This window comes from Actinoplanes sp. CA-030573 (assembly GCF_050951115.1).
In the GTDB taxonomy this organism is placed as follows: domain Bacteria; phylum Actinomycetota; class Actinomycetes; order Mycobacteriales; family Micromonosporaceae; genus Actinoplanes.
Genome location: NZ_CP192038.1, coordinates 1,829,502 through 1,843,704, shown reverse-complemented (window position 1 = coordinate 1,843,704; position 14,203 = coordinate 1,829,502). Strand labels below are relative to the sequence as shown.

Sequence of the window (14,203 nt, the reverse complement as noted above, 5' to 3'; positions counted from 1 at the left end):
GGCAACTCCGTCCTCGTCAAGGGGGGCGAACTCAGTCTAGCCGTGTCCACCGGGCAGGACTCTGCAGGTCATGTTGACCCGGATGAACAAGTTTGTTGAGTGGGCTTGACAGCGAACCGGCAAAGATGGTGTTGTCGATGTACACCCCCCTTAACACGGTGGGTAGAGGGCCATAAACTCTCGTCCCTGGCTGCCGGATGGCTTCCGGCACGACGGAGGTGGCTTCGGCTACGCCGCTCGTGACCGGCCCGCCGCGCACTTGATCTTTGAGAACTGCATACGTGACTGCGGGGTTGCCCCGGGTGTCGGCCGTTGACTTGTCCGGTCGCGAGACGTGTCCGCTCGATGGCTCAGCCGCAGTCGCGACCCTTCCAAGCTTTCTCGCTGGTCAGCGTGGTGGTAGCCGCGTGGCTGCTGTCGCGCTGACTCTTCCTTTGGAGGACTTCCCGTGAGGGATGAATTCGACTTCGAGCCGGCCGATGCCGACCTGGACGCGATCGAGGCGGAAGAGCCCCTGATCAGCGCCGAGCTGGTTTGGCTGGATGCCGAGATCACGCTGCTCGCCGCGATCGACCGCGACGCGGTCAGCGACCTGGATCACCGCCGGGTCCGCCGTGCCGAGGCACGCGTGATCCGCGAGACCTTCGCCCACGTGGCCCGGCTGACCCGTACGCCCGGGCCGCGCCGCGCCGCCTGATGGCCCGCATCCGGGCCGCGTTCTTCGACCCGGACGGCAGCCGGTACGGCCTGCCCACCTACTGGTGGCGCGGCGCACCGGACGGCTACGCCACCCGCCGGCAACTACGCGAACGCGGTCTCAACCCGGGCCGACAGCCGATCGCCGCCCAAATCTTGTGGGCCGGTGTCGGCGGTACCCGCGTCGCCTACCTCTACCGCCTCGACCTCGCCCGACCCAAGCGCACCCCGAGCCCCGCGCAACTGCGCGCGGTGCGGCGAGCGCTGCTGGCCCGGCGCACCTGCCCGACCTGCCGCAGGGTGCGGCCCTACTACATCCCGCGCTCGCTCGGCGAGTGCCTGACCTGCGCATCCGTGGAGGCTGCCGCATGAAGACCCCGCCCGTTGCCCTGACCTGTACCTCCCCGAACTGCTCTCTTCCGACCTGCCCGGACTGCGGCGAGTGCGTGAAGTTCTGCGACTGCCGCTGGCCGAAGCCCACCAAGAAGGGTGCGAGCCGATGACCGCCGCGACCGCTGTCCGCAGCGCCTACCCGCCCGCGATCGCCGACCTGATGCCCAGCGCGATCGAGCTAACCAAGACCCTCAACGGCGAGCTGCCCTCGCGCAACCGGCTGATGAAGCACCTGCACATCGGCTCGGACAAGGCCAAGACTGTGCTCGCCGAGCTGGCCACGCTGGCCGAGCGCGACCAGCGGATCACCGACCTGCACACCGCGATGGTGGTCCGGGGCAGCCTCGCCGAGCGACCGCCGCTGACCCTGGTCCCCGACGTTCCGGCCGAACCCGACCCCGAGGCCGAGCCGGAGCCGGAGCCGAAGCCGAAGCCGAAGAATTTCCTGCCGGACCCCGCGAGCTCCACGCCCCTCGCCGCAAATTCTTCGGCCGAGCCGGTCGCCGAGCCGCCCGCGATCGAGGCCGAGCCGCAACGTCGGCCGGTCACCTGGCCGGTGCTGATCCTGTGCCTGCCCGCGTTCGTCGCGATCTGGGGCGGCTGGGTCGAGATGGGACGGCTGACCGGCTTCGGCAAGGTCACCCTCCTGCCCGGCATCGCCGACCGTTTCCAGCTCAACACCGCGATCACGCTCCCGATCGGCGTCGAAACCTACGCCGCGTACGCGCTGTTCGCGTGGCTCTCCGGCCGCGCCACCGGCGACGCCCGCCGCTTCGCCAAGATCTCAGCGATCGCCTCACTCGCCGTCGGTGGCCTCGGCCAAATCGCCTACCACCTGATGGCCGCCGCCGGCTGGACCACGGCCCCGTGGCCGATCACCGCCGCCGTCGCCTGCATCCCGGTCGCCGTGCTCGGCATGGGCGCCGCGCTCGCGCACCTGATGCACAAGTAGCCCCGCCCGGTCGCACGGCCCAAACCGACCAAAGCAGCGCCGTGCGACCGGTCACCCCATCCAGTCAGCAGACCCTTTGGGAGGTCACCAGTATGGCAAGCAACCTGTTCGGGCCGGGCAACTCCACCGGCCGCCGCAGCGCACACGAGATCCGCGACGCCCAGGACGCGGCGCGGGCCGCCGACGCACGCCAGCGCCGCGCCGCTGCGGCCGCCGGCCGCGACCGCCGATCGATCGGCGGCAAGCGATGAGGCGCAACGACCGCACGAGTGTCGAGCAGACCACGAACACCCGGCCGGCGCGCTGCCCGCACGGCTGTGACCCGCTACGTCCGCAGCACCGTCGGGGGCGATGAGCCATGGGCTTGAAGAAGAAGACCTACGGCGTCGATCTCGACAACAAAGACCGCTACGCGCTCATGGAGGAGTCCAAGCACAAGGGCTCCCTCTACTTCGAGGGCACGACCAAACGCCGCTTCGCCCTCGGTGACTCGATCCGCACCTTCCGGGCCGGCCGCTAACCCCGTCCCGCCCGCCGATCCGGTTGCCCGGCAACCGGATCGGCGGCAAACGGCCCACCCCACACACCCGCTCAGCGTCGTCAACCTCAACCCCTCGAACGGAGATCACCTCTCATGCGGACCACCTGTGTCGGGTGCAACGGCACCCGCGTCCAGTACCGCCCCTGCACCCGCTGCAAAGGCGCGGGCCAACTCCGGCTCACCTGCGGCACCTGCGCCGGAACCGGCACCCTCTACGTCAGCCGAGACAAGTGCACCCGCTGCCACGGCGCTCGCACGATCACCTGCACCTGCGACGCCTGCGGCGGCAACCGCAAGATCCCCCACCAGTGCAGCGGCTGCGGCGGCCTCGGCACCGTCCAGGTGCGCCGCTGATGACCGCCCCATTCGTGATGCCGGTCGACGTAACCGACCCCGCCCGGATCGCCGAACGCGCTCTCGCCACGCTCGGCTCCACGCCCCGCGCCGTCGCGGCCTCGCTCGCCGCTGCCGGATTCACTGGCCGCGTCGAGTCCGCCGATGACTGCCCCATCGCCCGGTACCTGCGCGCCACCGATCCCCGGCTGACCGCCGTGATCGTCCTCGGCGACGGCATCCAACTCGACCTGCCCGCCGAGTCCGTCACCATCCCGATCCCCGATCCGGTGCTGTGGTTCGTCACCCGCTTCGACCACGCCGACCTCCCGCACCTGATCGACACATCTCCGCAGCTTGATCCCCTCGCAGACCCGGGCACCACGATCCGGAAGGAGGACCGCCCGTGAACCCCAACCCGACCCCGGAGCCGGACGACTTCGACTGGCAGGCCGCCGAAAACGACGTGGCGGAGCAGCCGGCCGCCGAAGTAGTGGACCTGAACGCGGCCCGGACCCGCCGGGCCAACCCTGCCTCGGCCGAGCGCGACCAGGTCGACGAAGATGCCGAGTCCATCGACGACGCACCGCCCGGCGAGGGTGGCCCGGCCGACCAGGCCGATGACATCCCGGCCGAGGTGCTGGCCCGGCAGAAGGACCGCCGGCCGATCCTGGCCGAATGGGCGCGCTCGCGGCGCGCGTTCCGCGCCGCGCTCAAGCATCAGACCAAGAACGCCGGGTACGTGCTGGCCTATCACGCGGTCCGCTCGCCGAAGTACGCGGCGAAGACGGCCTTGTGGGCTCCGATCGGCCTGTTCCGCGGGCTCGGCCGGGCGCTGCATTGGGCGACGGCCGAAGAGGGCAATTGGGACCTTCGGCAGGCCGCCGCGCAGCGCGGCGAGGCCGACACGTGGTTGAAGCTCGACGCCCGTCGGCAGCGGCAGTCCGTGTGGCGGTGGTGGGTGCTCGCGTTCGGGGCGGCCGGCATCGTCACCGCCGCCGTGGTGCTGGCGTTCGGCCCGACCTGGTGGCGGTGGCTGGCCGTGTGCCTGGCGTTGCCGCTTCTGGCCACGCTCGGGCGTCCGGCGGACAAGCCGATCACCGACCGGGTGACCGAGGGCAGCCGCTACCGCAAGCTCACCGCCGAGCTGGTTCGCCGGGCGTTGACGTCGTTGCAGATGGCCGCGATCAACAGCGCCGTGGCCAAGGACGCGAAGGCGATCGCGTTCCCGTTCGACATCCACCGCGACGGCCCTGGGCACATCGCGATCGTGGACCTGCCGTACGGGGTGGAGGCGTCCGAGGTGGTGGCCCGGCGCGGCCGGCTCGCCTCGGCGATGCGGCTCCCGCTCGACCAGGTGTGGCCCTCAACCGCGCCCGGACACACCGGCCGGCTCGCCCTTTGGGTCGGCTACGAGCCCGCCTCGCAGATGAAGCAGCCGACCTGCCCGCTGCTGAACGAGTCGGCGAAGGTGGACCTGTTCAAGCCGTTCCCGTTCGCCACCACGCCGAAGCTCGACGAGATCTTCGCCGAGCTGATGTTCCGCAACTGGCTGTTCGGTGGGCAGCCGGGATCGGGCAAGACGTTCGCGCTGCGGCTGCTACTGCTGGCTGCCTCGCTCGACCCTCGCGCCGAGATTCGCGGCTACGAACTCAAGGGCGTCGGTGACTTCGCCGTACTCGAGCCCGTCATGGCCGAGTACGGCAACGGCTTCGACGACGAGACCCTGGCCCGCGCGTTCGCGTTCATCGAGTGGCTATACGAGGAGTGCCGTCGCCGGTCGAAGCGGATCGAGCACTACGCCCGGCTCGGCAAGGCCCCGGAGAACAAGGTGACGCCCGAGCTGGCCTCGCTCAAGGGCTCCGGGCTGCACCCGCTGGTGGCCTGGTTCGATGAGCTGCAAGAGCTGATGACCAGCAAGTTCGGCAAGGAAGCCGGCGAGCTGCTGGAGAAGGTCATCAAGCTGGGCCGGGCCTTGGGCGTGATCATCATCATCGGCACCCAGATCCCCGACAAGGACAGCCTGCCGACCGGGATCACCCGCAACGTCAACTCCCGGTTTTGCCTCAGCGTCGCTGACCAGACCGCGAACGACATGATCCTCGGGACCTCGGCCTACAAGCAGGGCTACCGGGCCACCGTGTTCCAGCCGGTCACCGAGGCCGGGTGGGGTGTGCTGCGCGGCTTCGGGGCGGTGCAGTCGGCCCGCTCGTTCTACGTGGACACCACGGCCGCCGGCCGGATCGTGGCCCGTGCGGTGGCGCTGCGCACCGCCGCCGGCAACATCCCGACCTTCCCGACCGAACGCGAGGTCGGTCCGGCGCACAGCGTGCTCGACGACCTGGCGCAGGTGTGGCCGGGCGACGAGAAGTCGGCGTGGAATGAGACGCTGTGCGGCCTGCTCGCCGAGCTGCGGCCCGACGTCTACGGCGGCTGGGAGGCCGCGCAGCTCACCGCCGCGCTCAAGCCGTACCCGGCGATCAAGGTCGGCGACGTCGGCCGCCGCATCGACGGCAAGTCGGTCACCCGGCGCGGCATCCGGCACGCGAACCTCCTCGCCGCGATCGCGGAGCGTGACCGGAAGCGGTCGAGCGACTAGCCCTCCGCCGGCTGCTAGCGCTAGCGGTCCAAGCCGCTAGCGCTAGCAGCTCCGCTAGCACCCGATCAAGATTCTGAGCTGCGATCTAGCGGATAGCAGCTCACGGCCCTTCACGCCCTGAAACCGGCCTTGGAGGCTGCTTTGAACCCCCAGCTCAGCGGCGCTATCGCCGTCCCGCTCGCCCTCATCATTGTCACGCTCGGTTACGCTCTCGCGTGCTGGGTGTGGCCCTTCAAGAGCTGCCGCAAGTGCGACGGCACCGGTAAGAAGCGCTCGCCGTCGCGGCGCGCGTTCCGGCTGTGCCGCCGCTGCGCGGGCACCGGCCGCCGGCTTCGCGCCGGCCGCTGGATCTACAACCGGCTCTCCGGCATCCGCCGGGACGCCCGATGACGCCCCGGACCATGGGCCACCATCGGCGGCAGCCGACGCCGCACACGACGTGGTGCGCCCGCGACCACCGCTGCGGCCTCAACGAACACCGCTCACCCGACATGATCGCCGACGCGGTCGGCGGCCGGGTGACCATCACCCGCGTGCGAGCCGGCGACATCGAGTACGCCGAGATCCGAGGCCGCGTCCCACTGCACGGCCACGACACGACCGCCCGCCGGCAGCTCGTCCTCGCGCTGCACCTGTTGCGACGGCTGTTCGCCGCCGTCGCCGGCATGCGCCCCGAAGCCCTACCCCCGCCGCCGGACCGCCCGGCGATCGGCCGGAAGGCCGCCTGATGAACCGGCCCGCCGTCCCGGGGCAGTGGATCGCCGCGAGCGCGGTGCTCCACCGTCCCGTGACGACCACCGAGCCCTACCCCCACGTCTGCGATCGGCTAATCCCCGCCGACGAGACCACCACCGGCACCCGGCCGATCCGGTTGCCGTCCCGCGACTGTGCCGCCTGCGCGATCAAGCACTGCGGCCAGTCCTCGCGGCGTACGCCGCCCATCCCGCTCGCCGAGGAGGCGACCATGCCCGACCTCGCCCCGACGCTGCCTGCCGCGCTCGCGCTGGCCGCCGAGGGCTATCCCGTGTTCCTGCTCGGCCGCCGCAAACGGCCGGTCGCCAACTGCTCGACCTGCCCTAAAGCCGAGACCGACCCAACCCATGATCCGGAAGGCTGCGACTGCCTGACCTGCCACGGCTTCTACGCCGCCACCCGAGATGCTGACCGGATCGTCGCGCTCCATCAGGCGGTACCGGGCGGCCTGCTCGCCGTGCGCACCGGCCGGGCGGCTGGAATCGCCGTGGTCGACATCGACCCCCGCCATGGGGGCCGCCTCCTGCCCGAGCTGATGCCACCTACTCGCTGCGTGCGTACCGGCTCGGGTGGATGGCACCTGTACTACCGGCACCCCGGCGGCTCGTTCGGCGCGAAGCTACGTGGCCATCCCGGCATCGATCTCAAAGCCGACGGCGGGTACGTGGTCGCGCCGCCTTCGGTACACCCCGACACCCGACAGCCGTACCGGTGGATCGGTGACCGGGCAGTCATCGAGATGCCCCCGCCGTTGATCGAGGCGTGCCGGCCAATCGAGCCGTCCGCCGCCCCGCCGGCCACCGTCACCCCGCTTGGCCGGGGCGGGGGCATCTCGGACCCGGCCGCCCTGCTCGCCGCGAACCTCGCCGCGATCGCCCGCGCCCCGGAGGGCAGCCGCCGCAACACCGTCTACGGCGCGGCCCGAGGCGTGGCCCGGATGGTCGCGGCCGGGGCGATCACCGCCGCCGACGGCTACGCGGCGCTGTACGCGGCCGGCCGGGCGGCTGGGCAGAGCGACCGGGACACCCGCGCCGCCATCCTCGGCGGATTCCGCGCGGAATCCGTTGCCATAGAAGGGATTGCCGCATGACTCAACCACACGCGAATCTCGACGGCGCGACCCTGCTCGATCGGCTGCACGACACGCTGACCCGCTACGTCGTGCTTCCGTCGGCGGAGGCGATCGACGCCACGGTGTTGTGGATCGCCGCGAGCCACGCGCAACCGGCATGGGCCCACGCGGCCCGGCTCGTGATCCGCGCACCGGAGAAGCGCTGCGGCAAGTCCCGGCTGCTCGACATCGTGGAAGGTACCTGCCGAGAACCCTTGATCACGGTCAACGCTTCTACAGCGGCGGTCTACCGGTCGATCGGCACGGCCGAGCCGCCCACCCTGCTCGTCGACGAAGCCGACACGATCTTCGGCGGGAAACAGGCCGAGGCCAACGAAGAGCTACGCGGCCTGCTCAACGCCGGTCACCAGCGCAACCGGCCCACCATCCGATGGAACCAGGCGCGCAACGAGCTGGAGAAGATCCCGACGTTCGCGATGGCCGCGCTCGCCGGGATCGGGCAGATGCCCGACACGATCGAAGATCGCGCCGTGGTGATCCGCATGCGGCGCCGAGCACCCGGCGAGACCGTCGCCCCCTACCGGCATCGCCGGGACGGACCCGCCCTGCGCAAGCTCGCTGGAGACCTCAGCCACTGGCTACGCGGCAACCTCAAGGCGCTCGAACGGGCCGAGCCGGTCATGCCGCTGGAAGACCGCGCCGCCGACACCTGGGAACCGCTGATCGCCGTCGCCGACCTCGCCGGGGGCGACTGGCCTGACCGGGGCCGGCACGCCGCCGAGACGCTGACCGCCGAACGCGACCACAACACCGTGGCGTCCGACCGCATCCGGCTGCTGACCGACTGCCGAGCCGCGTTCGGCCAAGCCGAAGCGATCCCCACCGTCGCGCTGCTCGACCGGCTCAAATCCGACCCCGAAGCGCCATGGGCGGAGTACGGCGGGACTGGCTTGACCGCGATGCGGCTCGGCGCGCTGCTGCGCGAGTACGACATCGGCTCGGGCAACATCCGCTTCTCAACGGACGCGGCCCGCGCCTACGGGCTCACAAGCACGCAAGCCAAGGGCTACCAGCGCGCTGACTTCCTCGACGCTTGGCAGCGCTACTGCACCGAACCCGAGGGGGAGCCGTCCCAGCCGTCCCAGCCGTCCCAGCCCAGCTCAGCCCCGGGACGGCTTGCGACCGTGGTACGGCTCAAGCCGTCCCAGCCCACTCTCGATGCCGAGATGCCCCCGCCGCCGGACGCGGCACGTGGGCTCGATGCCGAGATGCCCCCGCCGCCGGACGCGGCACGTGGGACGGCTTGAGCCGTCCCAGCGTTCAAGCCGTCCCGGGTTTGACCTGCGACGGGACGGCTGGGACGGCTGGGACGGCTTGACCGCCCGGCACGAACCCACTGCCTCGATCCGCGTCTGAGAATGGCCCGCTGAGAGCTACGCAGAGACATCGGTGCATCCGGTCATACCAGCCATGCGCAGATCTTGGCTCTGCGGCGCTCTCAGCGGCCCGTTCTACGCCTTCCTGCCGTACCGCCCCTCGCACCCACGCCAGAGGCCGAGCAACACCGGAACGAGCCTCAGCGACGACGTGGGACCCCCACCGACCCATTCACGTCGCACCACGGGGAGACACCGTCATGGCAACCGACGCCACGCCACTCGTCCTGACCATCGAGCAGGCCGCCCACCGTCTCGGGATCGGCCGAACCCTCATGTACGCACTCGTCACCAGCGGCGAAATCGAGTCGGTCACGATCGGCCGGCTCCGCCGCATCCCCGCCGACTGCGTCACCGAATACGTCCACCGACTTCGCCAGCAGAACACCCAGCTTCCGGCCGCCGCCTGAAAGGAGATTCCCTCGAATGGGACGCAAGCCCAACGGCGCGTCGAGCATCTATCTCGGTGCCGACGGTGACTGGCACGGCCGGGTCACCGTCGGCACCAAGCCCGACGGCCGGCCCGATCGGCGACACGTACGCGGCAAGACCGAAGCGATCGTCACCCGCAAGGTCCGCGACTTGGAGCGCGAGCGCGACAGCGGCTCGATCCGAAAGACCGGTCAGCGCTGGACCGTCGCCTCGTGGCTGACCCATTGGGTCGAGACCATCGCCGCCCCGGCCGTGCGGGAAACGACGATGGTCGGCTACCGCGCGGCCGTGTACACGCATCTGATTCCGGGCATCGGCGCCCACCGGCTCGAAAAACTCGAGCCCGAACATTTGGAGCTGCTGTACGCCGCGATGATCCGGCGAGGAAGTGCGCCGGGCACGGCCCACCAGGCGCACCGCACCATCAAGACCGCGCTCAACGTCGCCATGCGGCGGGGGCATCTCCCTCGCAACGTCGCGCGACTGGCTAAGGCACCCCGACTCGACGAAAAGGAGATCGAGCCGTTCACCGTCGCCGAGGCGCAGCGGCTACTCGCCGTCGCGGCGGAAAAGCGAAACGGCGTCCGATTCGCGCTCGCGCTCGCGCTCGGCCTCCGCAAGGGCGAGGCACTCGGCCTGAAATGGCGACGCGTCGATCTGGAGAACGGCCTCCTGCGCACGCCCCGGCAATTGCAGCGGCACCGATGGCGGCATGGCTGCGAGAACCCGCATGCGTGCGGGGAACGGCTGCACAAGACCGCGCCGTGCCCGCCGAAGTGCTCGCGTCACCAGCGAGCGTGCCCGCCACCGTGCCCACCCGGTTGCCAACGGCACGCGAGCAATTGCCCGCAGCGTCACGGCGGCGGTTTACGCGAGGTCGACGTGAAATCGCGTGCCGGCCGCAGGGCGGTCGGCATTCCCGCACCGCTGGTTGAAGCGCTCCGGCAGCACAGGGAAGCGCAGAACGCAGAACGGCAGATAGCAGCTCAATTGTGGGAAGAAGGCGATTGGGTCTTCGCTCAGCCGAACGGGCGACCAATCGACCCCAGAGCCGATCACGACGCGTGGAAAGCGCTGCTCAAAGAGGCGGGCGTCCGGGACGCTCGACTTCACGACGCCCGGCACACGGCCGCCACCATGCTGCTCGTGCTCGGCGTGCCGACCCGGGCCGTGATGGAAGTGATGGGCTGGTCTCAGATGGCCATGACGACGCGCTATCAGCACCTCGCGCCCGAGCTGGCCGGCGGCATCGCCGAGCAGGTCGCGGGGCTGCTCTGGCGGACCAACTGAGACCGAAACTGAGACCGGAGCGGATCGCCGATCGCTCGGCTGTCCGCTCCGGTGCTGGTCAGATGGGTGGGCGCGGCAGGTTTCGAACCTGCGACCCCTCGCTTGTAAGGCGAGTGCTCTCCCGCTGAGCTACGCGCCCGGCTCGGCCTGCGGCCGACCGGAGTGGTCATCGTACCTTGCCGGGTGGCCGGGCCTCAGGGCGGCGAGGGCCTCTTTCCACGGGTGCTGGTCGCGGGAATCGCCGGGGCCGGTCTCCTCGGCGTAGCGGATCACGCCGGTCCGGTCGATGACGAAAGTGCCCCGGTTGGCGAAGCCGGCCTCGGCGTTGAAGACCTGGTAGCTCTGGGCCACGGCGCCGTGTGGCCAGAAGTCGGCCAGCAACGGGAAGTCGTAACCCTCCTGGAGCGACCAGACCTTGTGGGCGTAGACCGAGTCGACGCTGACCGCCAGGACCTGTACGTCTTCATTGGCATAAAGGCCGATATTGTCGCGGATCTCGGTCAGCTCGCCCCGGCACGTGCCGGTGAAAGTCAGAGGGTAGAAGACCAGGAGCACGGCCTTGCGATCGCGGAAGTCACGAAGGCGTACGAGCTGATTGTTCTGATCTTTGAGCGCGAAGTCGGGCGCCGGGGCTCCCACGTCAAGCGGCATGCGCACACCCTAACCGGACCGGCGCCAGAGGGACGCCGGCCGGCGCGAACGGAGAGGCGAGCGCGAGGCTACTTCTTCTTGGCACCCCTGGGGGAGACGAGCCGGGCACCCGTCCAGTCCTTGCCGGCGTTGACCGTCGAGGTCTGCTGCAGGCCCGCGGTGGGGGCGGACTCCGAGATCTCGCTCGGCTCGACGTGGCCGTCACGGCCGGCCTTCGGGGTCAGCAGCCACACCACGCCGTTGTCGGCGAGGGGGCCGAGGGCATCGGTGAGCAGCTCGAACAGATCACCATCACCGTCGCGGTACCAGAGCAGCACCGCGTCGACGACCTCGTCCGTGTCTTCGTCGACCAACTCGCCGACGCGTTCGGTCAGGGCGTCACGGAGGTCCTCGTCGACATCGTCGTCGTAGCCCATCTCCATGACCACCATGTTCGGCTCGAAGCCGAACCGGTCCGCCAGGCTGCGTACGCCGTCGGCCTGACCAGCGGTCGCGCTCACTGTCTAAGTCCTCCTAGCCAAGAATGAAAATGCACGAAACCTGGGGGTAGTCCACACACTCGCGGCCCCGTGCGCAAGTGGCGCACCGAGTGTGTGGCAATTTACCGCGCCAGCAGGGCGTGGGCACCCTGTGTGATGGCATCCTCCCCCACCAGCACGTGCTGTGCGGCCGGACCGAGCGGAATCAGTGAGTCCGCGGAGGCCGTCCGGCGTGCGGAGCCCACGAAACCGCCGTCCACCAGGGCCGCGAGGATGCCCTCGCCGACGCCGCCGGAGCGCCGGGTCTCGTCGACGATCAGCACGCGGCCGGTTGCCGCCGCCTCCCGGACCAGGTCGGCGGCCGGCAGCGGGCTCAGCCAGCGCAGGTCCACCACGCGGGATCCGTACCCCTCCTCGGCCAGCCTGGCCGCCACCCGCAGTGACATCCGCAGCCCGTTGCCGAACGTGACGATGGTCAGATCGGCCGCGTTGCCCACCGGGTACGTGCGCGCCCGGCCGATCGGCACGTGCTCGCCGGCCCACGAGCTCGGCGGCGAGTACGGCGCCAGCCACTCGTTGTCGCCCTGCTCGTAGAGGTCGCGGGTGTGGTAGAGCGCGATCGGCTCGAGGAAGACGCAGACGCTGCCGTCGGCCGCGGCCGAGGCCAGGCAGGAGCGCAGCATCGGGGCGGCGTCGGCCGGCCGGGCGGGCACGGCCAGGACCAGGCCCGGCACGTCGCGCAGCACCGCCACCGAGTTGTCGTTGTGGAAGTGACCGCCGAACGCCTGCTGGTAGGCGAGCCCGGCGATCCGCACGACCATCGGGTTCCGGTAGGCCCCGGAGGAGAAGAACGACATGGTCGCCGCCTCCCCGCGCAGCTGGTCCTCGGCGTTGTGCAGGTAGGCCAGGTACTGGATCTCGGGCACCGGGAGCAGCCCGTCGAGGCCGGCGCCCAGGCCGAGCCCGAGGATCGTGGTCTCGTCGAGCAGGGTGTCGAAGACCCGCTCGGCGCCGAACCGCTCCTGCAGGCGCTTGGTGACGCCGTAGACGCCGCCCTTGCGCGCCACGTCCTCGCCGAACAGCAGCATGCCGGGGTGCGACAGCAGGGAGTCGGCGAGCGTCGCGTTGATCGTCTGGGCGAGCGTGAGCGGGCCGGACTGCTCGGGCAGCTTGCCGTCGAAGGCCTTGTGCCGGGCCGCGGCGCCGGGACCGACGGCCCGGGTGGCGATCTCGGTGATCTCGTGGGCGATCCGGAGCGGCCGGCGCGGGGCGAGCGGCGCGACCACGTCGGCGACCGAGGCGAGCTTGGGCTCGCCGAGCACCTCTTCGGCGACCTTGCGGACCTGCCAGCCGATCTCGTCGTAGCGGCCGATGATCTCCTCGGGGCTGAACAGGCCGGCCTCGACCAGCAGCCGGGCGGTGCCGACCAGCGGGTCACGCTCGAGATCGCGGTTGATCTCCTCGGTGGTGCGGTAGGCGACCTCGGCGTCGGCGCCGGCGTGTCCCATGAGCCGCACGGTGGACAGGTGCAGCACGGCCGGGCGTCGCTCGCGCCGGACGAAGCCGGCCGCCTCCACCGCGGCGTCGTAGGTGGAGGCCAGGTCGCAGCCGTCGGCCGAGGTGTAGCGCACGCCCGGTCGCGACGCCAGCATGGCCGCGAGCCAGCCGTCCGGCGAGGGCACGCTAACGCCGAGGCGGTTGTCCTCACAGATCAAGAGCAGCGGCAGCCGTACGGACGAATGCTCGAACCACCCCGCGGCATTCAACGCGGCCGTCGCCGTCGCATGGTTGGCCGAGGCGTCTCCGAAGGAGGCGACCGCGATCGCGTCCGCCGGCCAGCGCCGCGGCGTGCTCCGCGGGCGCGCCAGGGACCAGGCCAGGCCGACCGCCCGGGGCAGGTGCGAGGCGATCGTCGAGGTGGTCGGGACGATGTTGAGGTCCGCGCTGCCGAAGACCTTGTGCCGCCCGCCCGCGATCGGCTCGTGCGCCGAGGCGACCACCCCGCGCAGCACGTCCCGGGCCGCGTCGCCGATGCTCTTGGCGCGGGCGCAGAAGAACGCCGCCGACCGGTAGTGCAGCAGCGCCGGATCGGTCGGCAGCAGCGCCGCCGCGACGCCCGCGTTGCCCTCGTGGCCGGACGAGCCGATGGTGTAGAAGCCCTCGTTGAAGCTGCGCAGCCAGCGCGCGGCCAGGTCGAGATGACGGCTGGCGAGCTGCGCGTCGAAGAGCTCCGCGGCCCGGCCGCCGGTGAGCAGGGCGCCGTCCCGTACGGCGTCACCGGGCGCGCGCCGCTCGCCGGGCACCGGCAGGGCCGACACCGCGTCGCGGAAGCGCTCGTCCAGGTTCTGCGGCGTGGTCACGGGACCAGCATCGCCCACCGGCGCCAGGCCTGCCATCTCGGAATCCGGCCGGAGATCGGGACGCTGCCCTGACGTGCAGCGATCACCCGAGTCTGATCCGTCACCGATTCGGGCACCGGCGGGCCGCCCGGATGCTGTACTCGCCGGATGGTGGTGCGGAGGCTCGCCGTGGGCGCGCTGTGGGTGGTGCTGGTGGCCGGTCTGTTCCTGATTCTG

The 14,203-nt window shown here is 70.8% G+C and carries 17 protein-coding genes and 1 tRNA gene; 14 read left to right on the top strand and 4 right to left on the bottom strand.

Going from position 1 to position 14,203, the window contains the following annotated elements; translation table 11 throughout:
- Positions 1-448: 448 nt before the first annotated feature.
- The 14 genes from ACQP2F_RS08635 (at position 449) to ACQP2F_RS08570 (ending at position 10,497) form a co-directional block, all read left to right on the top strand.
- The gene (locus ACQP2F_RS08635) at positions 449-697 is read left to right on the top strand and encodes a DUF6284 family protein (RefSeq protein WP_433302292.1); all 249 of its coding nucleotides are present in this window, start codon (positions 449-451) and stop codon (positions 695-697) included.
- Complete coding sequence (locus ACQP2F_RS08630; protein ID WP_433302290.1) at positions 697-1,068, top strand: RRQRL motif-containing zinc-binding protein; 372 nt, start codon at positions 697-699, stop codon at positions 1,066-1,068. Before ACQP2F_RS08635 ends, ACQP2F_RS08630 begins: the two co-directional genes overlap by 1 nt.
- 127 nt (positions 1,069-1,195) lie before the next feature.
- Positions 1,196-2,041 carry an ABC transporter permease gene (locus ACQP2F_RS08625; protein WP_433302289.1) on the top strand — a complete coding sequence of 282 codons (846 nt, stop codon included), beginning with the start codon at positions 1,196-1,198 and terminating at the stop codon, positions 2,039-2,041.
- 92 nt (positions 2,042-2,133) lie between these two features.
- Positions 2,134-2,292: a hypothetical protein gene (locus ACQP2F_RS08620; RefSeq protein WP_433302287.1), complete on the top strand. Its 159-nt coding sequence runs from the start codon at positions 2,134-2,136 to the stop codon at positions 2,290-2,292.
- Positions 2,293-2,399: 107 nt separating this feature from the next.
- Complete coding sequence (locus ACQP2F_RS08615; RefSeq protein ID WP_433302285.1) at positions 2,400-2,561, top strand: hypothetical protein; 162 nt, start codon at positions 2,400-2,402, stop codon at positions 2,559-2,561.
- A gap of 114 nt (positions 2,562-2,675) precedes the next feature.
- Entirely contained in the window at positions 2,676-2,936 is a 261-nt protein-coding gene (locus ACQP2F_RS08610) for a hypothetical protein (RefSeq protein WP_433302283.1), read from the top strand.
- Entirely contained in the window at positions 2,936-3,325 is a 390-nt protein-coding gene (locus ACQP2F_RS08605; RefSeq protein WP_433302281.1) for a hypothetical protein, read from the top strand. The genes ACQP2F_RS08610 and ACQP2F_RS08605 overlap by 1 nt, the downstream gene beginning before the upstream one ends.
- Positions 3,322-5,514, top strand: coding sequence for a cell division protein FtsK (locus ACQP2F_RS08600; RefSeq protein ID WP_433302279.1), 2,193 nt, complete (start codon positions 3,322-3,324; stop codon positions 5,512-5,514). Before ACQP2F_RS08605 ends, ACQP2F_RS08600 begins: the two co-directional genes overlap by 4 nt.
- A 141-nt stretch (positions 5,515-5,655) precedes the next feature.
- On the top strand, positions 5,656-5,904 hold the full coding sequence (locus ACQP2F_RS08595; RefSeq protein WP_433302278.1) for a hypothetical protein: 249 nt from the start codon (positions 5,656-5,658) through the stop codon (positions 5,902-5,904).
- Complete coding sequence (locus ACQP2F_RS08590; protein WP_433302276.1) at positions 5,901-6,242, top strand: hypothetical protein; 342 nt, start codon at positions 5,901-5,903, stop codon at positions 6,240-6,242. The genes ACQP2F_RS08595 and ACQP2F_RS08590 overlap by 4 nt, the downstream gene beginning before the upstream one ends.
- The gene (locus tag ACQP2F_RS08585) at positions 6,242-7,357 is read left to right on the top strand and encodes a bifunctional DNA primase/polymerase (RefSeq protein ID WP_433302274.1); all 1,116 of its coding nucleotides are present in this window, start codon (positions 6,242-6,244) and stop codon (positions 7,355-7,357) included. Before ACQP2F_RS08590 ends, ACQP2F_RS08585 begins: the two co-directional genes overlap by 1 nt.
- Positions 7,354-8,646: a DUF3631 domain-containing protein gene (locus ACQP2F_RS08580; protein WP_433302272.1), complete on the top strand. Its 1,293-nt coding sequence runs from the start codon at positions 7,354-7,356 to the stop codon at positions 8,644-8,646. The genes ACQP2F_RS08585 and ACQP2F_RS08580 overlap by 4 nt, the downstream gene beginning before the upstream one ends.
- Positions 8,647-8,975: 329 nt before the next feature.
- The gene (locus tag ACQP2F_RS08575) at positions 8,976-9,185 is read left to right on the top strand and encodes an excisionase family DNA-binding protein (RefSeq protein WP_433302270.1); all 210 of its coding nucleotides are present in this window, start codon (positions 8,976-8,978) and stop codon (positions 9,183-9,185) included.
- A 16-nt stretch (positions 9,186-9,201) separates the two neighbouring features.
- Positions 9,202-10,497, top strand: coding sequence for a tyrosine-type recombinase/integrase (locus ACQP2F_RS08570; protein WP_433302268.1), 1,296 nt, complete (start codon positions 9,202-9,204; stop codon positions 10,495-10,497).
- A 67-nt stretch (positions 10,498-10,564) separates the two neighbouring features.
- Here ACQP2F_RS08570 and ACQP2F_RS08565 read toward each other — a convergent pair.
- The 4 genes from ACQP2F_RS08565 to ACQP2F_RS08550 form a co-directional block, all read right to left on the bottom strand.
- Positions 10,565-10,636: transfer RNA gene (locus tag ACQP2F_RS08565), tRNA-Val, on the bottom strand.
- Positions 10,627-11,148 carry a peroxiredoxin gene (locus tag ACQP2F_RS08560; RefSeq protein ID WP_433302266.1) on the bottom strand — a complete coding sequence of 174 codons (522 nt, stop codon included), beginning with the start codon at positions 11,146-11,148 and terminating at the stop codon, positions 10,627-10,629. Before ACQP2F_RS08560 ends, ACQP2F_RS08565 begins: the two co-directional genes overlap by 10 nt.
- 68 nt (positions 11,149-11,216) lie before the next feature.
- Positions 11,217-11,648 carry a DUF3052 domain-containing protein gene (locus tag ACQP2F_RS08555; protein WP_020516653.1) on the bottom strand — a complete coding sequence of 144 codons (432 nt, stop codon included), beginning with the start codon at positions 11,646-11,648 and terminating at the stop codon, positions 11,217-11,219.
- Positions 11,649-11,749: 101 nt separating this feature from the next.
- The gene (locus ACQP2F_RS08550) at positions 11,750-14,023 is read right to left on the bottom strand and encodes a thiamine pyrophosphate-dependent enzyme (protein ID WP_433302264.1); all 2,274 of its coding nucleotides are present in this window, start codon (positions 14,021-14,023) and stop codon (positions 11,750-11,752) included.
- Positions 14,024-14,203: the final 180 nt, after the last annotated feature.